Origin of the sequence: Aeromonas sp. S16(2024) (assembly GCF_041403065.1) — a bacterium.
Taxonomy (GTDB): domain Bacteria; phylum Pseudomonadota; class Gammaproteobacteria; order Enterobacterales; family Aeromonadaceae; genus Aeromonas.
This window is the reverse complement of record NZ_JBGLQX010000009.1, coordinates 117,772-138,902: the sequence shown is the minus strand read 5'-3', so window position 1 is coordinate 138,902 and position 21,131 is coordinate 117,772. Positions and strand designations below refer to the sequence as shown.

The following is a 21,131-nucleotide window of genomic DNA, read 5'->3' as shown; positions in this document are numbered from 1 at the left end:
ATTCGAAATAATCCGGGTATTCTAGCTTTTCTTTTAGCCAAGCATAACGGATACTTTGCCAATTTCGTGGAAATGGACCGGATGTTGTTGATGGGAAAGAAGTCTCGCCTGCTGATGTCGCTCGCCTTGGTCGCTACGCTGATCACTGGCTGTTCCAGCACCAAACCCAAGGTTCCCGACGAACCGCCGGAAGTTCTGTACCAGAAAGCCCGTCTCAAACTGGACACAGGCAACTACCTGAATGCCATCGAGTTGCTGGAAGCCCTGGACTCTCGTTATCCGTTCGGCGCCTACTCCAACCAGGTGCAGCTCGATCTCATCTACGCCTACTACAAGCAGGATGATACCGCCCAGGCGATCGCCAATATCGACCGCTTCATCCGCCTCAACCCGGCGCACAAGAACATCGATTACGTGTTCTACATGCGCGGTCTGACCAACATGGCGGCAGATTACAACTTCTTCCAGGACTTCCTGGGCATCGATCGGGACGACAAGGACCCCTCCTACGCCCGTCAGGCCTTCCAGGACTTCAAGACCCTGCTGCAGAACTACCCCAACAGCCAGTATGCGGCCGATGCCCGTGCCCGCATGGTCGGTCTGAAGACCCGCCTCGCCCGCTACGATCTGGGGGTGGCCGAGTATTACGTGAAGCGTGATGCCCTGATCGCCGCCGCCAACCGCGCCAAGCTGGTGGTCGAGACCTATCCCGACACCGTCGAGACAGAGAAGGCACTGGAGATCATGGTCAACGCCTACGATACCCTGAAGATGCCGACCCTGGCCCGCCACGCCCGCGAGGTGCTGGCCAAGAACTACCCGGACAATCGCCTCGGCCGCGGCTGAGCATGACGGGGACAAAAAACCGATGCCAAGGCATCGGTTTTTTTATGGCTGCAATCTCCGCGCAGAGTGCGCCTCCCATGACGGCGCCCTGCATGCGCCGTCATCTTCATCCAGCTCCTTGGCCACGTTGCCCGCTACGTTAAGCACATCCCACGTCAGGGAAAAGAGCGCATGGGCAGGTGCCGCCATGACCATCGGACTACTTGGCGACGTTGCCCGCCACGTTAAGCACATCCCAGGTGCGGGAGAAGGGCGGTGCGTAGGCGAAGTCCAGCATGCCGAGCTGATCCGTGGTGACCCCCATGGTGATGGCCACCGCCAGGGCGTCGATGCGGTGTACCGCCCCCTTGCGCCCCAGGATCTGCCCACCCAGCAGCCGCTTGCTGCCCGCCTCATAGACCAGCTTGACATGGATGTCTGACTGGCCCGGGCAGTAGTTGGTGTGGCACTTGTCCTTGATCACCACTGTGCTGTAGTCGATGCCCAATTGTTGGGCCTCTTTCTCAGAAAGCCCGGTGCGACCCGCCTCCAGCCCCAGCACCTTGAGCGCCGCCGAGCCGAGCGTGCCCGGAAATTCCTGCTCGGCCCCCGCCAGGTTCTCCCCCACCATGCGCCCCAGCTTGTTGGCGATGGTGGCGAGCGGCACATAGACCTGCTGCTGCTTGACGCTGTGCCAGACGCTGGCGCAATCCCCCGCCGACCAGACATTGGGCAGCGAGCTGCGCCCCTGACGGTCGACCTTGATGGCGCCGTTGCCGAGCCGCACTATGCCGCTGTCGGCCAGGAACTCGGTGTTGGGTCTGACCCCGGTGCAGACCACCACTATATCGGCCTCGTACTCACCCTGGTCGGTGCGCACGCCGGTTACCCGACCTTCACCGAGCAAGGCCTCGACCCGCTCGCCGAGGTGCAGGCAGACCCCCTGCTCCCGCAGCTCGGTCTCGATGTGTTGGGTGATCTCGCTGTCGAAGGCATCGGGGATGACCCTGTCCGCCAGCTCGATGAGGCGCACCTCCTTGCCCTGATGGACCAGGGCCTCGACCACCTCCAGCCCGATAAAGCCGGAGCCGATCACCACCGCCTTCTTGTTGCGCGGATCCTGCACAGCCCCCTTGAGCGCCAGCCCATCGCCCATGCGGCGCAGGCCGAACACACCTTCTTGCTGCAAGCCGGGGATGGGGGGCATCTGTTCGCGGGCACCTGTGGCGATCATCAGCCGATCGTAGCTGTCGCTGAAGCTGTCGCCCTGGTGCTCCACCCGCAGGGTCTGGGCAGTCGCGTCGACGCCCAGCACCCGATGGCCAATCTTGACCTCTATGCCCTTGGCGGCGAACTGTTCCGGGGTAAATTCGGCCATGTAGCCAGGCTCCTGGAAATCGTCCCCCACGAAGTAGGGCAGACCGCAGGCGCCGAAGGAGATCACCTCTGAGGCTTCATAGACCACAATCTCGGCATCCCTGGCCAGACGGCGCGCCTTGGCCGCCGCACTCATGCCGGCGGCTTCGCCACCTATGATCACAATACGCATAGCTTGACTCCAGTCACGACAGGGGAGGCCTCGCCTCCCCTTTTCATAAACAAATCGGAAGATAAGATCCGGTCAGACCGCGGACTCTTCCCCGTCCAGGCTTACCTCGGCATCGCCGTTGAAGACCGCCATGTCGGTCTGCCCCATCAGCCGGCTGGTGAGGGTGCCGGCCGTGATGGATCCTGAGACGTTGAGGGCGGTGCGGCCCATGTCGATGAGGGGCTCAATGGAGATGAGCAGCCCCGCCAGGGCCACCGGGAAGTCCAGGGCGGAGAGCACGATCAGCGCCGCGAAGGTGGCGCCGCCCCCCACACCGGCCACCCCGAAGGAGCTGACTGTGATGATGGCGATGAGTGTCATGATGAAGCCGGGATCCAGGGGATTGACCCCCACGGTCGGCGCTATCATCACCGCCAGCATGGCCGGGTAGATGCCGGCGCAGCCGTTCTGGCCTATGGTGGCGCCGAAGGAGGCGGCGAAGTTGGCTATGCCCGCCGGGATGCCGAGGGCCCGGGTCTGGGTCTGCACGTTCATCGGGATGGATCCCGCACTGGTGCGCGAGGTGAAGGCGAAGGCAAGCACCGGCATGATCTTCTTGAGGAAGCGCAGCGGGTTGATGCCCACCAGGCTCACCAGCAGCAGGTGCACCAGGAACATGATGGCGATGGCGCCGTAAGAGGCCAGCACGAAGTTCAGCAGGTTGATGATGTCCGCGTAGTTGGAGCCGGACACCACCTTGGCCATCAGCGCCAGCACGCCATAGGGGGTGAGGCGCAGCACCAGGGTCACCATCCGCATGACGATGGCGTGGGCGACCTGCATGAAGCGCTCGAAGCTGGCGAAGATCTCGGGCTGCTTGCGGGCGATGCCGGTGGCGGACAGGCCGATGAAGATGGAGAAGATCACCACGGCTATGGTGGAGGTCTTGCGTGCCCCCGTCATGTCGAGGAAGGGGTTGGCCGGGATGAACTCCAGCACCATCTTGGGGAGGGACATGCTCTCGACGCTGCCGAGGCTGGTCTGCAGGGCCGCGCCACGGGCCGTCTCGGCGGCGCCGGCAACCAGCCCCTCGGCACTCAGGCCGAACAGGTTGGACATCAGTATCCCCGCCCCGGCGGCGATCATGGTGGTGAAGATCAGCCCCCCTATGGTCAGGGCGCTGATCTTGCCGAGCGCCGTGCCGCCGCTCAGCTTGAGGATGGCGCCTATGATGGAGACCATGATCAGCGGGATGATGATCATCTGCAGCAGCTTCACATAGCCGCTGCCGACCAGATCCAGGTAGTCGCCGGTCTGGACCAGCACCTCGGAGCCGACGCCGTACAGCAGTTGCAAGGCCCAGCCGAACAGGACCCCGAGCCCCAGCCCCGAGAAGACCCGGCGGGTGAAGCTGACGTGGGTCTGCTGCAAGCGGTAGAGAAACAGCAGCAACATGACCAGGATGGCCAGATTACCGATAACGCTAAGAGTCATGATATTCCCCAAAAATAAACGGGCGAGGCCCGAGATGGATGGACGGGCGCACCCTGCGCCTCGCCCCGAAACTGGCCGCATCGTGGCGGCACGCCCCCCGTTCGGGGTGACGTCAATCTCTGTAAAAACCGGGGGCGGCCAGTGCCGCCCCCCTCATCAGCCAGCCTTGCCTTGTTGCTTGGCCCGCATGATGTTGATGATCTCTATGTCGGTGTCCAGCATCCCCTGTTTCGAGAGGCGGCCCAGGTTCGCTATGGTCTGGTCCACGTCGTCGGAGACTATGCCCTCGCTCTGGGGCACGTGCAGGTTGTTGATGGCCATCAGCGACGACTTGACCGCCGCCGAGGTGGAGGTGGAGACCTTCATGGAGCAGGCGCTGCCGGCGCCGTCGCAGATGATGCCGGAGACGTCGCCAATCATGTTGTTGATGCAGTGGCTGATCTGCTCGAACTGCCCTCCCAGCAGCCAGGTGATGGCGGCGCCCGAGCCCATGGCTGCTGTGCTGGCGGCGCACAGGGCCGACAGCTTGTTCTGGTAGGCCTTGATGTAGATGGCCACCAGGTGGCTCATCACCAGGGCCCGGGTCAGCTGTTCGTCATCGGCCTTGAGGAAGCGGGCGGCGGCGACCACCGGCATGGTGGCGGCTATGCCCTGGTTGCCCGAACCCGAGTTGGACATGGCGGGCAGCATGGCGCCGTCCATGCGCGCGTCCGACGCGGCAGAAGAGAGGCGCATGGCCAGTGTCATCAGATCGTCAGAGAGCAGCTTGCGCTCCACCTGCTCGGTGAGGATCTTGCCGATGCGCAGGCCATAGCCCTGCAACCCCTCATCCGCCAGTGCCTGGTTCATGGTGGCGGCCTCGCGGATGAACGCGATCTCGGCCAGCGGCACCGCCAGGGCGAACGCCACTATCTCCCGCAGTGTCATGGCGGGCTTGTCGGATTTCGCGGGCTGGATCTGCACCCCGGGGGCACTGTCCTGCTCCATCAGCACCTCGCCATCCTTCTCCAGCAGCACTATGCGGGTGTGATCCGTGCAGATCACCACCCGGGCGCTGTGACCGTCGGCCTCGGCCAGCACCTCGGCGTAGAGCACGTCAGGCACATCCTTCACATCCACCTTGATGATGGGCAGCAGCGCCTTGGCGGCGTCCACCTGCTCAGGGGTGAGGGTCTTGAGCACCTCCAGACCCGCATCCGGGTTGCCCCCCGTGATGCCGACGGCGGCGGCGACCGGCAGGCCTATCATGCCGGTGCCGGGGACCCCGACCCCCATGCCGTTCTTGAACAGGTTGCCGCTGACCCAGACGCTGATGCGGGTCGGCACCTGCCCCAGCAGCTTGCGGCAGTTGGCGGCGGCCAGCGCCACCGACATGGGCTCGGTGCAGCCCAGGGCCGGCACCACTTCACGCTTGAGCAGAGTAATAAAATCGGTCCATTGTGCTTTCATCTGTGGTTTCTCTGGTTCACTGTGCCGCAGGCATCGTATGAGGGTATGGGTGCTATCTGGAGGGCCGCCCGCCGGGCAATCCCTTCCATGTCACTTTATTTGATTCTAGTGCGCGAGTATCAAATAAAATTGAAGCCCCTCGCCTTTTGCCGCCATTATGCCTTCCCACGGGAGCAAGGTCACCGGATTGCTGCCCTGCCACCGGCAGCGGATCCCCTCTCCCGGCCAAGGCCCTTTGCCATCAATGTTTTGGCACGCCCCGTGAAAAACGGGCAATAAAAAAGGAGGCCGAAGCCTCCTCTTGTCTCATCCCATCGGCCTTAGAGCGCCTTCAGGATGGCCTCGACGCTGGCCTTGGCATCGCCAAACAGCATCTGGGTGTTCTCCTTGAAGAACAGCGGGTTCTGGACGCCGGCGTAGCCAGTGTTCATGGAGCGCTTGAAGCCGATGACGTTCTGCGCCTTCCACACTTCCAGCACCGGCATGCCGGCGATGGGGCTGCCCGGATCTTCCATGGCGGCCGGGTTGACGGTGTCGTTCGCACCGATCACCAGCACCACGTCGGTATCACTGAAGTCCTCGTTGATCTCGTCCATTTCCAGCACGATGTCGTAGGGGACCTTGGCTTCCGCCAGCAGCACGTTCATGTGACCAGGCAGACGACCGGCAACCGGGTGGATACCGAAGCGCACCTTGACGCCGCGCTCGCGCAGCTTGTGGGTGATCTCGGCAACCGGGTACTGGGCCTGCGCCACCGCCATGCCGTAGCCCGGGGTGATGATGACGGAGCTGGCGTTCTTCAGCATGTCGGCCACGTCTTCGGCGTTGGTCTCGCGGTATTCGCCCATCTCCTGATCAGCCGTGGAGGCCACACCGTCGGAGCCGAAGCCACCGGCGATGACGGAGATGAAGGAGCGGTTCATCGCCTTGCACATGATGTAAGAGAGGATGGCACCGGAGGAACCCACCAGGGCACCCACCACGATCAGCAGGTCGTTGGAGAGCATGAAGCCCGCCGCCGCAGCCGCCCAACCGGAGTAGGAGTTCAGCATGGAGACCACCACCGGCATGTCGGCGCCACCGATGGAGGCCACCAGGTGCCAGCCGAAGGCGAAGGCGATCAGGGTCATCACCAGCAGGGCGAAGGTGGAGCCACCGGCGTTGACGAAGTAAACCATCAGCGCCAGAGAGGCCAGCACGGCCAGCAGGTTCAGCTTGTGGCGGTGCGGCAGCATCAGCGGCTTGGAGGAGATCAGGCCACGCAGCTTGCCGAATGCCACCACTGAACCGGTGAAGGTCACGGCACCGATGAAGACGCCGAGGAAGACTTCCACCAGGTGGATGTTCAGCATGGCGCCGGACAGGTGCTCGACCTGGGCGACACTGGCCGCCTGCTCGAACGCCGCCCGGGCCGCAGCCAGGGTCGCATCCAGGTTGGAGCCGACGGAGACGACGACTTCAGCCGGTGCTGAGGGGTGCAAGTCGATGAAGCTGTTGAAGCCCACCAGCACCGCCGCCATGCCCACGAAGCTGTGCAGCACGGCCACCAGCTCGGGCATCTCGGTCATCTCGACCTTGAGCGCCAGCCGCACGCCGATGGCGCCACCGATGACCATGGCCAGGACTATCCAGTGCACGCCACTGGTTTCCGGGTTGAAGACGGTCGCGAGCAGGGCGATGGCCATCCCCGCGATACCGAACAGGTTGCCATGCTTGGCCGTTTCTTGCTTCGACAGTCCCGCGAGACTGAGGATGAAGAGCACGGCGGCAACGATATAGGATGCTGTTACCAGTCCTTGAGACACGTTAAACCCCCTTAATCCTTACGGAACATCTTCAGCATGCGCTGAGTGACGGTGAAGCCACCGAAGATGTTGATACTGGCAATCAGCACGGCGATAAACGAGAGCGCGGTGACGAGTGTAGAACCCTGACCAATCTGCAGCAGGGCACCGACCACGATAATGCCGGAGATGGCATTGGTGACCGACATCAGCGGCGTGTGCAGGGCGTGAGAGACGTTCCACACCACGTAGTAACCGACCACGCAGGCCAGGATGAAGACGGTGAAGTGGGAGAGGAAGGCGGCAGGTGCCACCGCAGCCACCCAACCGAAGGCGGCGATGCCGAGGGCACCGAACACGAACTTCTTGTTGGAGGGTTTGGCCTCTTCCTTCTTGGCTGCCGGTTTGGCGGCTGCTGGCTTCTGCGGTGCGGCGGAGACGGCGATGGCGGGGGGCGGGAAGGTCACTTCACCGGCCTGGATCACCGTCATGTTGCGCTGAACCACGTCTTCGAAGTCGATGGCGACCTGGCCGTCCTTCTCCTTGCACATCAGCTTCATCAGATTGACCAGGTTGGTACCGTAGAGCTGGGAGGATTGGGCGGGCAGACGACCCGGCAGATCGGTGTAACCGATTACCTTGACGCCGTTCGGAGTGACGAACAGCTCGGTCGGCACAGTGTATTCACAGTTGCCACCGGTGGCGGCAGCCAGATCCACGATGACGGAACCCGGTTTCATGCTGTCGACCATCTCCTTGGTGATCAGCTTGGGTGCCGGACGACCGGGGATCAGGGCGGTGGTGATGATGATGTCCACTTCCTTGGCCTGCTGGGCAAACAGCTCCATCTCGGCCTTGATGAACTCATCGGACATGACCTTGGCATAACCGTCGCTGGAGGCACCGTCTTCGCCACCGAAGTCCAGTTTGAGGAATTCCCCACCCATGGATTCGATCTGCTCGGCCACTTCCAGACGGGTGTCGAAGGCACGCACTATGGCACCGAGGGAACCGGCGGTCCCGATGGCAGCCAGACCGGCCACACCGGCACCGATCACCAATACCTTGGCGGGCGGTACTTTACCGGCGGCGGTGATCTGACCGGTGAAGAAGCGACCGAACTGGTGGGCGGCTTCGACCACGGCGCGATAGCCACCTATGTTGGCCATGGAGGAGAGGGCGTCGAGGGACTGGGCACGGGAGATCCGCGGCACCATGTCCATCGCCATCACATTGATGTTGCGCTCGGAAAGCTTCTTGACCAGCTCGGGGTTCTGGGCAGGCCAGATGAAGCTCACCAGGGTGGCACCATCTTTAATTTGTGCGATCTCGGCCTCGGTCGGCGCGTTGACCTTGAAGATAAGGTCGGCTTGCCAGACGCTCGGCACCACGCTGGCACCGGCAGCCTCGAAGGCGGCATCATCGAAGCTGGCCAGCTGGCCGGCACCGGCCTCGATGGCGACCTCGAAGCCGAGCTTTTTCAGCTGCTCGACGGTGGCCGGGGTCGCTGCGACCCGGGTCTCACCGGCGAGACTCTCTCTCGGTATTCCAATCTGCATGACTATTCCCTGATGGTTAATAAACAATCATTGCCCAGTCTCTCATGTCTGAGGGGACAAGGCATGATCAAAGTGCAGGTCACGGGCCCTTTGTTATGAAAATCAGCAGGCTTTACCTCAACCTCCTGTCATGGTCAGGCCCCCGCTTTTCAGGCGCGAAGGTGATTAGTATCAAATTTTGGAGTTTTATTACAACCACGGCCCCGGGCGGGCGGGTACATAATTCAGCCCATCTCGGACCATGATTAAAAAAAACAAACCAAATTAGGGGCTTATACCAGCAAAATGCGCTGAAAAAAGTGATCCAACCAGTCAAAAAAATGTTTTGCCGGGCCTCTACCTTAGCGTTTTTTGTTCTTATGAAATATGCCGTTGGCTCATCAGATGAGATGAAAGGGGAAAAAGTAACCGTTTTGCAACGACTCGGGGGCCGCGCCGCCGCCACAAGGCGGGAGCGGGCCCCCTGATTCAACCCTGGACAAGGCCGGAGCTGGTCGCTCGCCTGTTACCAGGCGGCTTCATAAATATGCCGGCTCTGGGCGAGATCGATGTCGCCGTGCTCCCCGAGCGCCGTCATGCCGTGCTCTTCGAGCTTGGCCAGCAGGTTATCCACCTTGGCATCGGCCACGTAATCCCGCAGCCGGGTCTTGACCCCCATCCGCTCGAAGAAGTCGCGGGTGGCTTTGATCACGCCGTCGATGCGTTCTTCTTCGCTGCCGCTGCGCAGATCCCACACCCTCTCGGCGTATTGCAGCAGCTTGGCGTGCTTCTGCTCACGCTTGGCATCGAGCAGGGCGGGCAGCACCACCGCCAGGGTCTGGGCGTGATCGAGGCCGTGCAGGGCGGTCAGCTCGTGACCCAGCATGTGGGTGGCCCAGTCCTGGGGCACACCGGCACCGATCAGACCGTTCAACGCCATGGTGGCGCTCCACATGATGTTGGCGCGCACGTCGTAGTTTTCCGGCTCCACCAGCGCCTTGGGGCCCTCCTCGATCAGGGTCAGCAGCAGCCCTTCGGCGAAGCGATCCTGCACCTTGGCGTTGACCGGGTAGGTGAGGTACTGCTCCAGGGTGTGGATGAAGGCATCCACCACGCCGTTCGCCACCTGGCGGGCCGGCAGTGTGTAGGTGAGCACGGGATCCAGCACGGCGAAGCGCGGCATCACGAAGGGGGAGAAGAAGTGCTGCTTGTCCCCTGTGCTTCTGCGGGTGATGACGGCCCCCATGTTCATCTCGGAGCCGGTGGCCGGCAGGGTCAGCACGGCGCCGAGGGGAATGGCGGAAGCCACCTCACCGCCCACGGTCTCGAGGATGTGCCAGGGCTCCCTGGCCAGATCGTAGTGGGCGGCCGCGGCAATGAACTTGGTGCCGTCCAGCACGGAGCCGCCGCCGACGGCGAGCAGGAAGTCGATCTTCTCGGCGCGGGCCAGCTCGACGGCGCCTATCAGGGTCTCGTACGCCGGGTTGGGCTCTATGCCGCCGAACTCGAACAGGGTCAGGCCCGCCAGCTCGCTGCGGATCTGCGCCAGCAGGCCGCTGCGCACCACGCTGCCGCCACCGTAGGTGATGAGGATGCGGGCGTCGCCGGGGATCTGGCCACGCAGCTGGGCTACCTGGCCCTTGCCGAACAGCACCTTGGTCGGGGTATGCAGGGTGAAATTGTGCATCGATAGTACCTTCATGGATGAGGGGGCGGCGGCGCCGCAAAATGTTGGTTGCATTTTTCTACAGGCAACACCTACCATCAAGGCAACATTCTGCACATTGCTTGCCTATTTCTATAAATCATCAGAATTCATCCGGAGCGACCATGTCCAACCGTTACGCCGATCTCGCCGCCAGGCTGGCCCGCCACGTCACCACCCCGGGCATCACAGCGTCTCCGGTTGAGCAGGTGAACCTTATCTACACCACCGAGTACCACGGCCGCACGCCCGTGCTCTATCAGCCCCGGATGATCGTCATACTGCAGGGACACAAGGTGGGCTATCTGGCGGATCAGGTGTTTCGCTATGACCCCAGCCACTACCTGCTGATGACACTGCCGCTGCCCTGCGAGTGCGAGTGCTTCGCCTCCCCCGAGCAGCCCCTCATCGGTTTCTCCCTCGAAATCAACGTCGCCACCCTGCAGGAACTGCTGCTGGAGCTGGGGGACGCCCTGCCGGCCCCGGCACCACAAAAGAGCGGTGTCCACTCTGTCCCCCTGTCAGAAGAAATGTTCTGCGCCGCCGAGCGACTGATCGATCTGATGGACAAGCCCCACCACGCCCGGGTGCTAGGGCCGCAAACGGTGCGGGAGATGCTGTTCTACGCCCTGCACGAGGGGGGCGGCCCGGCGCTGCAGGCGCTGGCCAATCGCCACAACCATGTGGGCCAGATAGCCCGGGTGCTGCGTATGATAGAGGCCCGCTACGCCGACCCCCTCACCATGGAGGAGCTGGCCCGGGAGGTGAACATGAGCGTCTCCGCCTTCCACCACCACTTCAAGGCGGTCACCGCCACCTCGCCGCTGCAGTACATCAAGTCGTTTCGCCTGCACAAGGCGCGCATGATGATGCTGCACGACGGCATCAAGGCGGGGGCGGCGGCGGCCAGGGTCGGTTACGAGAGCAACTCCCAGTTCAGCCGGGAGTACAAGCGCTTCTTCGGCAGCACGCCGACGGATCAGGCCTCCCGCTTCCGGGACGGCCAGCTGCGCATCATCGAAGGCTAAAAGAGAGGGATCCCCCATGCGTTCACTGTTTTGTCTGCTCACCGCTTGGCTACTGACGGCCTGCACCGGCCTCGCCGACGGCATCCGCCCCGTCACCGGCTTCCAGCTCGATCGCTACCTCGGCACCTGGTACGAAATCGCCCGCCTCGACCACAGCTTCGAGCGGGGGCTGGAGCGGGTGAGCGCCACCTACAGCCTGCGTGACGATGGCGGCGTCAAGGTGCTCAACCGCGGCCTGCAGAGCGATGGCAGCTGGCGCGAGGCCGAGGGCAAGGCCTATTTCGTTGACAAGCCGGACGAGGCGCGGCTCAAGGTGAGCTTCTTCGGCCCCTTCTACGGCGGCTACAACGTCATCGATCTCGACCCCGACTACCAGCTCTCCCTGGTGACCAGCTACAACCACGACTACCTGTGGATCCTCTCCCGCTCCCCCAAGCCGCCGAAGGAGAAGGTGGATGCGCTGATCGCCAAGGCCAGGGGGCTGGGCTTTGCCACCGACCAGCTGATCTGGGTCAGCCAGGAGCCGGCCGGGAAGACGCCTTGAAGATCTTCCAGGCCACTCCCCCGGACATTCCCAGGATCACCCCCCTGTTCGCGCAATACCGGGCGTTCTACCGGCTTCCTGCCGAGCCCGAAGCCGCCTGAGCACCGCCACCGACAATCAGGGTGCCCAGGCGCTCTACGAAGGGCACGGCTACCAGCGGGTCATCGAGTTCTACAGCGACATCAAGCCGCTCTGAGCCCCTGATCGGGCCGGTTTCAAAACCTGGGCACGGCATTATTCAGCAGGTGCATGGTGACAAATGATCCATACACCGCATGAATAAAGGCGACCCCGGGGTCGCCTTTGTCACATCGGGGTCTGCCCCTAAAGCCTGAAGCGGCCTATCTCCTGCTCCAGCCGCTCGGTCAGGGACTTGAGCTCGGCGGCCTGGGCGGCCTCCTCCTTCGCCTGCTCCGCCAGCGTCTGGGAGACGTGGCGTATGTTCTCGGTGTTGCGGCTGATCTCGCCAGTCACCGAGGTCTGCTCCTCGGCGGCCGCCGCTATCTGGGTCGCCATGTCGCTGATGGCGCCTATGGCCTCGTTGATCCGCGCCAGGCTCTGGTTCGCCGCCTCCGCATCCTCGACGCTGGTGCCCGCCAGCTGGCGGCTGGTCTCCATGCCCCCCACGGCGCGGCGCGTGGTCTGCTGCAGGGCCTCGATCATCTGCTGGATCTCGGCGGTGGAGTCGTGGGTGCGGCGCGACAGCACCCTCACCTCGTCCGCCACCACGGCGAAGCCGCGGCCCTGCTCCCCGGCCCGGGCCGCCTCGATGGCGGCGTTCAGTGCCAGCAGGTTGGTCTGCTCGGCGATGCCGCTGATGGTGGCCAGGATGCCGCTGATCTTCTGGGCATGGCCATCCAGCTCATGAATGGTCTGGCTGGCGTCGGCCACCTCTCCCGCCAGGCCGCTGATGCTGCGCTGGCTCTGGCCGACCTGGGACTGACCGGCCACGGCCAGTCTGACCGCCTCGCCGGAGGTGGTGGCGGCAAACTCGGCGTTGCCGGCGATCTCCTGGGTGGCGGACGCCATCTCGGTCACCGCGGTCGCCACCATGACGATCTCGTCCTGCTGCTCGCGCACCCGCTGGCTGCGGGCCTCTGCCCCCGCCGCCTGGGTCCGCGACTGGGCCGCCAGTTCGACGGTGACATCCCGCAATCGGCTGACGATGCCGTGCAGCCGGGCCACGAACAGGTTGAAGTTCTGGGCCAGCAGCCCCACCTCGTCCTTGCTTTGGGCCGCGATCTGCACGGTGAGATCCCCCTCGCCGTGGGCGATGTCGGCCAGCGCCTTGGAGACCCGGCCGAGATCGGCAAAGAGGTAGTTGAACATGGCGATGAGCAGGGCGCTGAACACCAGCAGCAGCACCAGGGTCAGCCCCACCAGCTGCCACAGCAGGCTGGCGAAGGGCGCCTCCAGCACATCCTTGTACATCACCATGGCGAGCAGCCAGTCGGTGCCTGGCACCCCCTGCACCGACAGCAGCACCTCACGCCCCGCTATGGTGGCGACGTGCAGCTCGCCGTCCCGGCTCCAGCCATCCAGGGTCGCCCCCGTGAGGCCGGGGGCCAGCTCGGCCACCTGCTTGAGGGCCAGCTCCTTCTGCGGGTGGCCGACGATGAGGCCGGAGCGGTCCAGCAGCATGGCGTAGCCCTCCCCCTGCACCTTCATGGCCAGCACCTCGTCGATCAGGGCATCCAGGGAGAGATCCGCCCCGGCCACCCCGATCACCTGACCCTGATGACTCACCGGCTCCGCCAGGGTCACCACCATCTGCTGCATGGTCACGCTGACGTAGGGCGGGGTGACGATCAGCTTGCCCGCCTTGCTGGCGTTCTGATACCAGGGGCGCGCCCTGGGATCATAGTTGGCGGTGTTGAGTGAGGGATCGTGACGGGTCATGGCCCCTTGCGCCGAGCCAAAATAGGTGAGACCGAAACCGCCGGAGGTGCGGGTCTGCAGCAGGTGCGGCACCAGGGTCGCCTGGGGATTGTCGGCAATGACGGCGGCCAGGGCATCGACCGCGTGCTTGCGATCCGCCATCCAGTTGCCGATGGCCACAGAGTGGGCGTGACCATAGTTCACCGCCTCGCTCTGGATGGCGTCAAGGGTCCGTGTTTTGAGGGTGTGGAAGGCGACGATACCGAGCAGGGCAGCCATCAGCAGCACTACCCCCAGGCTGGTCGCGAGCAGCTTGCCGCGCAACGAGAGTGTCATGACTACAAATCCTTGTGGTGACAGGAGGCCAGGAATACCCCCATATTGGTAGACACTATCGGCACCATCAGGGTTTGACTTTAGTGAATCTGTTCGATTTCTAACTTGTCGGCGACAGACTGTGCTGCGGTTCACGAAACTGGTGGTATGCCCGTCGCCGCTGGCAAGCCATATCTGTGATAGGTTGGGCACCCTAGTTCCCAAGGAGACCCTCATACCATGCCCCGAAATATCGAGATCAAGGCCAGGATCCCGCGGATCGACGCCCTCCTCCCCAAGGCGGCCGCCCTCGCCGACCGAGGGCCCGTCGAGATAGCGCAGGATGATACCTTCTTCCGCTGCGAGTCAGGTCGACTCAAGCTGCGCACCCTCTCCCCCTCGGCCGGTGAACTCATCTTCTACCGCCGCGCCGATCGGCAAGGCCCCAAGGAGAGCTTCTATCACCTGACCCCGACGAGCGAGCCGGACCGCCTGCGGGAGACCCTCAGTCTGGCCTGTGGCCAGATAGGCAGGGTGCAGAAGACGCGCACCCTGTTGCTGGTCGGCAGAACCCGTATCCATCTCGACAGGGTCGAGGGGCTCGGCGACTTTCTCGAGCTGGAGGTGGTGCTGGAGGATGGCGAACCGCTCGAGGCGGGGATGCAGGAGGCCCATGACATCATGGCACGTCTCGATGTGGAGCCCTCCCAGCTGATCGAAGGCGCCTATCTGGACCTGCTGATCCAGCAGCGAACCTGACCGCTCAATAACAAGGCCGCTCAGATGCGACCTTGTTGTGCTCGGCGATCCCTCGTTTCACCCTGACCAGACGGCCTTCAGGCTCGGGGTCCGGCCATGGAAGTCACAGGCCAGCCCCACCGGCACCGCGTGGCACAGCTCAGGCGGTGTAGCACGGAGATACGGCGCACTATTGCCAGAAACGGCGGGGCAGTATGGTGCGGCAGCGACCGGCGAAGGGGGGCCTGACCAGGCCCTTGCAAGGCCGGATGGCGGGAGGGAGACAGGAAGAGTCCGACGGAAAACAGGGGCCGCATGGCAGCGGCAAAAGGGAAAGCCAGAAATGCGAAAGGCCAGCTCAATGAGCTGGCCTTTCTGAAAATGGCAGGGGCGGCAGGACTCGAACCCGCAACCATCGGTTTTGGAGACCGCTGTTCTACCAATTGGAACTACGCCCCTGCAACAAACGAGGCGAATTATACAAAGCCGGGATCAAAGGTAAAGGCTTTTTTTCTCACTTTCGATGCGATCGAACAATTCACGAGCAAATCGCGGCAATTCCCGCAACCAGCCGGGGTAACTTGCTGTATTTGCAGTCCCGTCGGGGTAGGAATGGGGCATAAATGGGGGTAGGGTGAAACCAGCAACAGGGAGGTCGCTCATGCTCAATTACCGCCTACTTCAACAACTTGCGCCCCTCAACTTCCGGGATGAGCGCAAAACCGAGTCCCTGCCAGACTATCTCGAGCGGGTCTCTCCCCTGGTGCCCTTCATCCCCCAAAATGTGCTGATGCAGTGGATTTACCGCCATTGGCGCGGTTTTGAGTCCAACTGGAGCTTTATCGACCTCGCCCGCCACCACTTCGAGTGCGAGGCCTGGGATACGGCCAAGGTAGTAAGCCAGATAGGCTCCCGCCATATGGAGGTGATCGAGCGCTGGGGGGAGATGCTGCGCAGCAACCGCTATGTGCGCCGCTCCTGGCTCGGCGAGGACATGCTGAGCCGGGGCACCTGGTCCGAACCCATCATAGTGCTCGCCCCCGAGCCCGGTGCCTGCTACCCCGATGGCCAACCCCTGCCGCAGCCATATTGTCTGCTGGAAGGGCACCACAGGCTCGGCTATCTGCGCAGCATGGCCACGGACGGACTGCCGCTGCAGCCTGAGCACCAGGTCTGGATTTGTCGACCCGTTCGCGACACTCAAACGTTTTTACCGGCAAATCCTGCCTCTGAAATAAATTTTTGACAATTCAAAAACCAGCCCTATAATCTGTCCGGTTTTGAAAAAGGTCGGGACAGGACGATGCCGTTTTTGATGAAGAAAGCAGCCTTGCAGACGGGTGGAGCGCACCAGAGCGGCCCCGTTGTTTCCGGTTTCCGACCCACAGATCCCCAGTTGTTTTTAAAAAGAGCCCCTGTTTCAGGGGCTTTTTTTTGTGCCAGAAAAACCTTCATTGATGTCAAAGGGAATGCAGACGATGACCAATCCACTCTATAACAAACACGTCATCTCCATCTCGGACCTGACCCGGTCCGACATGGAACTGGTGGTCGCCACCGCGCAGCGGTTGAAGGCCGAACCCGACACCCGCCTGCTGAAAGACAAGCTGGTCGCCAGCTGCTTCTTCGAGGCCTCCACCCGCACCCGTCTCTCGTTCGAGACCGCGGTACAGCGCCTCGGCGGCAACATCATCGGCTTCGCCGACGGCGGCAACACCAGCGCCAAGAAGGGCGAGACCCTGGCCGACTCCATCAAGATCATCGGCTCCTATGCCGATGCCGTGGTGATGCGCCACCCGAAGGAGGGCGCCGCCCGTCTGGCCTCCGAGTTCTCCCGGGTGCCTGTCATCAACGGCGGTGACGGCTCCAACCAGCATCCGACCCAGACCCTGCTCGATCTCTTCTCCATCCACGAGACGCAAGGCAAGCTGGACGGCCTCAACGTGGCCTTCGTCGGTGACCTCAAATACGGCCGTACCGTCCACTCCCTGGCCCAGGCCCTGAGCCTGTTCAACTGCCGCTTCTTCTTCATCTCCCCGGAAGCCCTGGCGATGCCGGACTACCTCTGCGAAGAGCTGGAGGAGAAGGGCATCCGCTTCAGCGTCCACGAGACCATGGAAGAGGTGATGCCGGAGCTGGACATCCTCTACATGACCCGGGTCCAGAAGGAGCGCTTCGACGAGACAGAGTACAAGCACATGGCCGCCAAGTTCGTGCTGGAGCTGGCGACCCTGGAAGGGGCCAAGCCCACCATGAAGATCCTGCATCCCCTGCCCCGGGTCGACGAGATCGAGGTCGCCGTCGACAAGACCCCCCACGCCTACTACTTCCAGCAGGCGGAAAACGGGGTCTATGCACGCCAGGCGCTGCTGGCACTGGTACTGAACGAAACCGTCTAAGGGAAAAGGGGAACATCATGTCCGAGAAGAACCAACTGCAAGTCGAAGCCATCCGTCACGGCTCCGTCATCGACCACGTCCCCGCCGGCCAGGGCATCAAGATCCTCAAGCTGTTCCAGCTGATCGAGACCCAGGAGCGGATCACCGTCGGCTTCAACCTCAAGTCAGGCGCCCTGGGCAAGAAGGATCTCATCAAGATCGAGAACACCCGCCTGACCGAACAGCAGGCCAACCAGCTGGCGCTGTTTGCCCCGACCGCGACCGTCAACATCATCGAAGACTTCGCCGTTGTGAAGAAGCACCAGCTGAAGCTGCCGGAGTTCATCACCGGGGTGTTCCACTGCCCCAACTCCAACTGCATCTCCCACAACGAGCCGGTGGACAGCTACTTCCGGGTGCGCGAAGTGAAGGGCGCGGTGCGGATGAAGTGCAAATACTGCGAGAAATCCTTCACCCAGGACATCGTCAGCGAACGCTATTGATACTCTGTCGGGCCCTACGGGGCCCATTTTTGACCCCTGTCACATCACTTATTCCCCCTTTGGTTATAATTTGCCATCTCGCAACGGCTATACATCGCTCATCACCTACCGAAATGCTTGTCATCAGTGTTTTTCACTATGAAAAGCAGGCGTGACAGACTGAGCACGATAGCCATCGGTCATCGTCAAAGGAAGTCGCCATGGTCAAGACCCTCAGTCGCCCCCTGGAACAGGAGTCCGACCTGGCCCAGCTCGATGCCTGCCGCCAGATCATCGGCCAGCACTGCTACAGCACCCAGGAAGAGATCCGCCGCGAGCTGTCGATGCGCGGCTTTGCCGACATCAGCCAGTCCACCATCTCCCGTCTGCTGCGCCGCCTCGGCGTCGCCAAGGCCCAGAATGCCAACGGCAAGAAGGTCTACACGCTGGTTGACGAGCAGCTGGAACCTGCCGGCAGCACCCGCTCCGTGCACGACATGGTGCGCGCCGTGGTGCACAACCAGCAGATGGTGCTGATCCACACCACCCCGGGGGCCGCGACCGTGGTGGCCCGCCTGCTGGATCGCCACGCCGATCCCGAGATCCTGGGGGCCGTCGCCGGCAACGATGTTGTGCTGATAGCCCCGCGCCACATCAGCCGCACCCGCCAGGCCCATGCTGCCGTGGTGCGCACCCTGGCGCAGGCCCGCTAAGCCCCCTCCCCCGAATAGATAGAGGCGACCCGCTGGTCGCCTTTTTATTGCCTGTCATTTTGCGCCCATCACTTGCGCCCATAAAAAACGGGAGCCTTCAGGCTCCCGTTGCTGCTTGCTTGTCATCTTTATGAGAGCAGGGCCCCCAGGCTCAGGCAGGCCACGATCAGCACGGTCAGGATGCCGAGCAGCGGAGCCACCCACTTCAGCCAGCGCACATAGGGCACCTTGGCGATGGCCAGACCACCCATGACCACGGCGGAGGTCGGGGTCACCAGGTTCACCAGACCGGAGGCAGACTGGTAAGCGGTCACCACCAGATCGCGACCCACGTTGGCGAAGTCGGCAAGCGGCGCCATGATCGGCATGGTCAGCACGGCCAGACCGGAGGAGGACGGCACCAGGAAGGAGAGCACCAGCTCCAGCGCAAACATGACGTTGATGAACACCACTGTGGAGAGACCGGTCACTATGCCTTCTGCGCTGTGCAAGATGGTGTGAGTGATCATGCCGTTGTCCATCACCACTACGATGCCGCGAGCGATACCGATGATCAGCGCCACACCCAGCAGGTCGCGGGCACCGTCGATGAAGTTGGAGGTCAGCTCCTCCTCGCTCATGCGGGAGATGACACCGACTATGATGGCGGCGGCCAGGAACACACCGGAGATCTGCGCCATCCACCAGCCGAGCACGGCCACCCCGTAGATCATCACGGCGAAGGCGGCGACGAAGATACCCAGTACTATCTTGCGAGTAAGAGTGAACTCCAGCATCTGGTCACTCTTGTTGCCGAGGAAGTGGGCACGGTTCTCTTCCCACTTGTCGGCCACCAGAGACTTGCTGGGGTCGCTTCGCACCATCTTGGCGTAACGCATGACGTAGGCGACACAGAGCAGCCAGCCGGCCACCAGCATGGCGACACGCAGCCAGATGCCGTCGGTGAAGGAGATGCCGGCGGCGTTGGCGGCGATGACGGTGGCGAACGGGTTGATGGTGGAGCCCAGAGTACCGATACCGGCACCGAGCAATACGGTCGCGGCGGCGACCACAGGGTCGAAACGGGCGGCCATCATCACGGGCACCAGCAGGGTGTAGAAGGGCAGCGACTCTTCGGCCATGCCGTAGATGGTGCCCCCTGCGGCGAACAGCGCCATCAGGATCGGGATCATCCACTCCTCGCGGCCGCGCAGGCGGTCGGTGACGCGCTCGATACCGGCATCGATGGCCCCTGTCTTGGTCACTATGCCAAGGAAGCCGCCGATGATCAGGATGAAGAGGGAGACGTCGATGGCGCCAGCCTCATAGGTGTCGTGGTTGTAGAGGCCGTCGATGGGTGCCAGCAGCACGTCGACGATTCCCTGGGGATTGGCCTCCACCAGCTTGTAGGTACCGGCCACCGGCACTTCCTTGCCGAGGGCCTCGTTCATGGTCATCTCGTATTTGCCGGCCGGCACTATCCAGCTCAGGGCGGCCACCAGGGCGATCAGCACAAACAATATGGTGTAGGCTGACGGGAACTTGAATTTGGTCATGGTCCAGCTTCCTTCTGTGGTGTGGTATCCATGCAAGCTGCGGGTCGTAGGGTTGGAGGTATTATGCCGCTGTCACATGGTCGAAAAGCCGGGGGTCACCCCCCGGCACCACTACTGCGACCTTAGTCGCCCAGCGTAGCAACCATCACTGCCTTGATGGTGTGCATCCGGTTTTCGGCCTCGTCGAAGACGATACTGTGCTCGGATTCGAACACGTCCTCGGTCACTTCCAGACCCTTCATGCCGTATTTGTCAGCCACTTCCTTGCCCATGGTGGTCTCGTCGTTGTGGAACGCCGGCAGGCAGTGCATGAACTTCACATCCGGGTTCTTGGTGGCGTTGATGACGTCCATGTTGACCTGATAGGGGGTCATCAGCTTGACGCGCTGATCCCAGGCTTCTTTCGCTTCGCCCATGGAGACCCAGACGTCGGTATAGAGGAAGTCAGCCCCCAGCACGCCCTCTTTCACGTCCTCGGTCAGGTGGATGCGCGCACCTGTCTCTTCGGCGATCTGGCGGCACTTGGCAACCAGCTCCTCTTCCGGCCAGAAGGCTTTCGGCGCAACCAGGCGGATGTCCATGCCCATCTTGGCGGCGCCGACCATCAGGGAGTTGCCCATGTTGTTGCGGGCGTCACCCAGGTAGGCGAACTTGATCTGATCCAGGCGTTTGCCCTTGCCGTGCTCCAGCATGGTCATGAAGTCGGCCAGGATCTGGGTCGGGTGGAATTCGTTGGTCAGGCCGTTCCAGACCGGGACACCGGCATGGGCGCCCAGCTCTTCGACGATCTCCTGGCCGTAGCCGCGGTATTCGATGCCGTCATACATGCGGCCCAGCACCCGGGCGGTGTCCTTCATGGACTCCTTGTGGCCGATCTGGGAACCGCTTGGGCCGAGGTAGGAGACCTGGGCGCCCTGGTCGAAGGCCGCCACTTCAAACGCACAGCGGGTGCGGGTGGAGGTCTTCTCGAAGATGAGGGCAATGTTCTTGCCGGTCAGATGCTTGCGCTCATAGCCACCGTATTTGGCTTTTTTCAGGTCGATGGCCAGATCGATCATGTATTGGATTTCGCGCGGGGTGAAGTCCAGCAGTTTCAGGAAGTTACGGTTACGCAGATTAAAAGCCATGATGAGTTCTCTCTATATTTGTGTCAGACCAATTCGGGCAGTGTTGTTAACTACGCAGTGATTCAACGAC

The 21,131-nt window shown here is 62.5% G+C and carries 17 protein-coding genes and 1 tRNA gene; 8 read left to right on the top strand and 10 right to left on the bottom strand.

Translation table 11 applies throughout. From position 1 onward, the window contains the following. Positions 1–90 precede the first annotated feature (90 nt). A complete protein-coding gene (locus ACB030_RS09115; protein WP_162852238.1) occupies positions 91–846 on the top strand; it encodes an outer membrane protein assembly factor BamD in 756 nt (251 codons plus the stop codon). 199 nt (positions 847–1,045) lie between these two features. Here the strand turns inward: ACB030_RS09115 and ACB030_RS09110 are convergent, their stop codons facing one another. From ACB030_RS09110 to yqhD, 6 genes are all read right to left on the bottom strand, one after another. After that, positions 1,046–2,374 carry a CoA-disulfide reductase gene (locus ACB030_RS09110; RefSeq protein WP_371159218.1) on the bottom strand — a complete coding sequence of 443 codons (1,329 nt, stop codon included), beginning with the start codon at positions 2,372–2,374 and terminating at the stop codon, positions 1,046–1,048. A 72-nt stretch (positions 2,375–2,446) separates the two neighbouring features. Continuing rightward, positions 2,447–3,847 (bottom strand): L-cystine transporter, encoded by a 1,401-nt coding sequence (locus tag ACB030_RS09105; RefSeq protein ID WP_371159216.1) that lies wholly within the window; start codon positions 3,845–3,847, stop codon positions 2,447–2,449. 156 nt (positions 3,848–4,003) lie between these two features. Next, entirely contained in the window at positions 4,004–5,296 is a 1,293-nt protein-coding gene (locus ACB030_RS09100) for a serine dehydratase subunit alpha family protein (protein ID WP_371159214.1), read from the bottom strand. A gap of 320 nt (positions 5,297–5,616) precedes the next feature. Next, entirely contained in the window at positions 5,617–7,101 is a 1,485-nt protein-coding gene (gene pntB, locus ACB030_RS09095; RefSeq protein WP_205642947.1) for a Re/Si-specific NAD(P)(+) transhydrogenase subunit beta, read from the bottom strand. Positions 7,102–7,112: 11 nt separating this feature from the next. After that, positions 7,113–8,639, bottom strand: coding sequence for a Re/Si-specific NAD(P)(+) transhydrogenase subunit alpha (gene pntA, locus ACB030_RS09090; RefSeq protein WP_371159211.1), 1,527 nt, complete (start codon positions 8,637–8,639; stop codon positions 7,113–7,115). 505 nt (positions 8,640–9,144) lie between these two features. Beyond that, a complete protein-coding gene (gene yqhD, locus ACB030_RS09085; RefSeq protein WP_371159209.1) occupies positions 9,145–10,305 on the bottom strand; it encodes an alcohol dehydrogenase in 1,161 nt (386 codons plus the stop codon). Between the two features lie 143 nt (positions 10,306–10,448). Between yqhD and ACB030_RS09080 the strand changes: the two genes are divergently transcribed. Both ACB030_RS09080 and ACB030_RS09075 read left to right on the top strand, forming a co-directional pair. Then, a complete protein-coding gene (locus tag ACB030_RS09080) occupies positions 10,449–11,351 on the top strand; it encodes an AraC family transcriptional regulator N-terminal domain-containing protein (protein WP_371159207.1) in 903 nt (300 codons plus the stop codon). A gap of 16 nt (positions 11,352–11,367) precedes the next feature. Further along, a complete protein-coding gene (locus ACB030_RS09075; protein WP_371159205.1) occupies positions 11,368–11,895 on the top strand; it encodes a lipocalin family protein in 528 nt (175 codons plus the stop codon). Positions 11,896–12,219: 324 nt separating this feature from the next. On the opposite strand, the gene ACB030_RS09070 is transcribed toward ACB030_RS09075, so the two are convergent. Next, positions 12,220–14,109: a methyl-accepting chemotaxis protein gene (locus ACB030_RS09070; protein ID WP_371159203.1), complete on the bottom strand. Its 1,890-nt coding sequence runs from the start codon at positions 14,107–14,109 to the stop codon at positions 12,220–12,222. A gap of 219 nt (positions 14,110–14,328) precedes the next feature. Here ACB030_RS09070 and ACB030_RS09065 point away from each other — a divergent pair, with 219 nt between their 5' ends. Continuing rightward, complete coding sequence (locus ACB030_RS09065; RefSeq protein WP_371159201.1) at positions 14,329–14,847, top strand: class IV adenylate cyclase; 519 nt, start codon at positions 14,329–14,331, stop codon at positions 14,845–14,847. Positions 14,848–15,208: 361 nt separating this feature from the next. Here the strand turns inward: ACB030_RS09065 and ACB030_RS09060 are convergent. After that, positions 15,209–15,285, bottom strand: a tRNA-Trp gene (locus tag ACB030_RS09060). A gap of 202 nt (positions 15,286–15,487) precedes the next feature. Here ACB030_RS09060 and ACB030_RS09055 point away from each other — a divergent pair. The 4 genes from ACB030_RS09055 to ACB030_RS09040 all read left to right on the top strand — a co-directional run bounded on the left by ACB030_RS09055 (position 15,488) and on the right by ACB030_RS09040 (position 18,399). Continuing rightward, positions 15,488–16,072, top strand: a complete 585-nt coding sequence (locus tag ACB030_RS09055; RefSeq protein ID WP_371159199.1) for a hypothetical protein — start codon at positions 15,488–15,490, stop codon at positions 16,070–16,072. A gap of 232 nt (positions 16,073–16,304) precedes the next feature. Next, positions 16,305–17,225, top strand: a complete 921-nt coding sequence (gene pyrB, locus ACB030_RS09050; RefSeq protein ID WP_205642941.1) for an aspartate carbamoyltransferase — start codon at positions 16,305–16,307, stop codon at positions 17,223–17,225. Positions 17,226–17,242: 17 nt separating this feature from the next. Next, on the top strand, positions 17,243–17,707 hold the full coding sequence (pyrI, locus tag ACB030_RS09045; RefSeq protein ID WP_202047622.1) for an aspartate carbamoyltransferase regulatory subunit: 465 nt from the start codon (positions 17,243–17,245) through the stop codon (positions 17,705–17,707). A gap of 200 nt (positions 17,708–17,907) precedes the next feature. Next, entirely contained in the window at positions 17,908–18,399 is a 492-nt protein-coding gene (locus ACB030_RS09040) for an arginine repressor (protein ID WP_371159197.1), read from the top strand. A gap of 128 nt (positions 18,400–18,527) precedes the next feature. Here ACB030_RS09040 and ACB030_RS09035 read toward each other — a convergent pair whose 3' ends face one another. Beyond that, a complete protein-coding gene (locus ACB030_RS09035; protein WP_371159195.1) occupies positions 18,528–19,934 on the bottom strand; it encodes a YfcC family protein in 1,407 nt (468 codons plus the stop codon). A 122-nt stretch (positions 19,935–20,056) separates the two neighbouring features. After that, positions 20,057–21,061 (bottom strand): ornithine carbamoyltransferase, encoded by a 1,005-nt coding sequence (gene argF, locus ACB030_RS09030; RefSeq protein WP_205642938.1) that lies wholly within the window; start codon positions 21,059–21,061, stop codon positions 20,057–20,059. Between the last annotated feature and the right edge of the window lie 70 nt (positions 21,062–21,131).

Excerpts from the sequence above, each read along its gene's own strand:
- ACB030_RS09115 (WP_162852238.1), top strand. The coding sequence starts at position 91 with ATGGGAAAGAAGTCTCGCCTGCTGATGTCGCTCGCCTTGGTCGCTACG.
- ACB030_RS09110 (WP_371159218.1), bottom strand. The coding sequence starts at position 2,374 with ATGCGTATTGTGATCATAGGTGGCGAAGCCGCCGGCATGAGTGCGGCG.
- ACB030_RS09105 (WP_371159216.1), bottom strand. The coding sequence starts at position 3,847 with ATGACTCTTAGCGTTATCGGTAATCTGGCCATCCTGGTCATGTTGCTG.
- ACB030_RS09100 (WP_371159214.1), bottom strand. The coding sequence starts at position 5,296 with ATGAAAGCACAATGGACCGATTTTATTACTCTGCTCAAGCGTGAAGTG.
- pntA (WP_371159211.1), bottom strand. The coding sequence starts at position 8,639 with ATGCAGATTGGAATACCGAGAGAGAGTCTCGCCGGTGAGACCCGGGTC.
- yqhD (WP_371159209.1), bottom strand. The coding sequence starts at position 10,305 with ATGCACAATTTCACCCTGCATACCCCGACCAAGGTGCTGTTCGGCAAG.
- ACB030_RS09080 (WP_371159207.1), top strand. The coding sequence starts at position 10,449 with ATGTCCAACCGTTACGCCGATCTCGCCGCCAGGCTGGCCCGCCACGTC.
- ACB030_RS09075 (WP_371159205.1), top strand. The coding sequence starts at position 11,368 with ATGCGTTCACTGTTTTGTCTGCTCACCGCTTGGCTACTGACGGCCTGC.
- ACB030_RS09070 (WP_371159203.1), bottom strand. The coding sequence starts at position 14,109 with ATGACACTCTCGTTGCGCGGCAAGCTGCTCGCGACCAGCCTGGGGGTA.
- ACB030_RS09065 (WP_371159201.1), top strand. The coding sequence starts at position 14,329 with ATGCCCCGAAATATCGAGATCAAGGCCAGGATCCCGCGGATCGACGCC.
- ACB030_RS09055 (WP_371159199.1), top strand. The coding sequence starts at position 15,488 with ATGCTCAATTACCGCCTACTTCAACAACTTGCGCCCCTCAACTTCCGG.
- pyrB (WP_205642941.1), top strand. The coding sequence starts at position 16,305 with ATGACCAATCCACTCTATAACAAACACGTCATCTCCATCTCGGACCTG.
- pyrI (WP_202047622.1), top strand. The coding sequence starts at position 17,243 with ATGTCCGAGAAGAACCAACTGCAAGTCGAAGCCATCCGTCACGGCTCC.
- ACB030_RS09040 (WP_371159197.1), top strand. The coding sequence starts at position 17,908 with ATGGTCAAGACCCTCAGTCGCCCCCTGGAACAGGAGTCCGACCTGGCC.
- ACB030_RS09035 (WP_371159195.1), bottom strand. The coding sequence starts at position 19,934 with ATGACCAAATTCAAGTTCCCGTCAGCCTACACCATATTGTTTGTGCTG.
- argF (WP_205642938.1), bottom strand. The coding sequence starts at position 21,061 with ATGGCTTTTAATCTGCGTAACCGTAACTTCCTGAAACTGCTGGACTTC.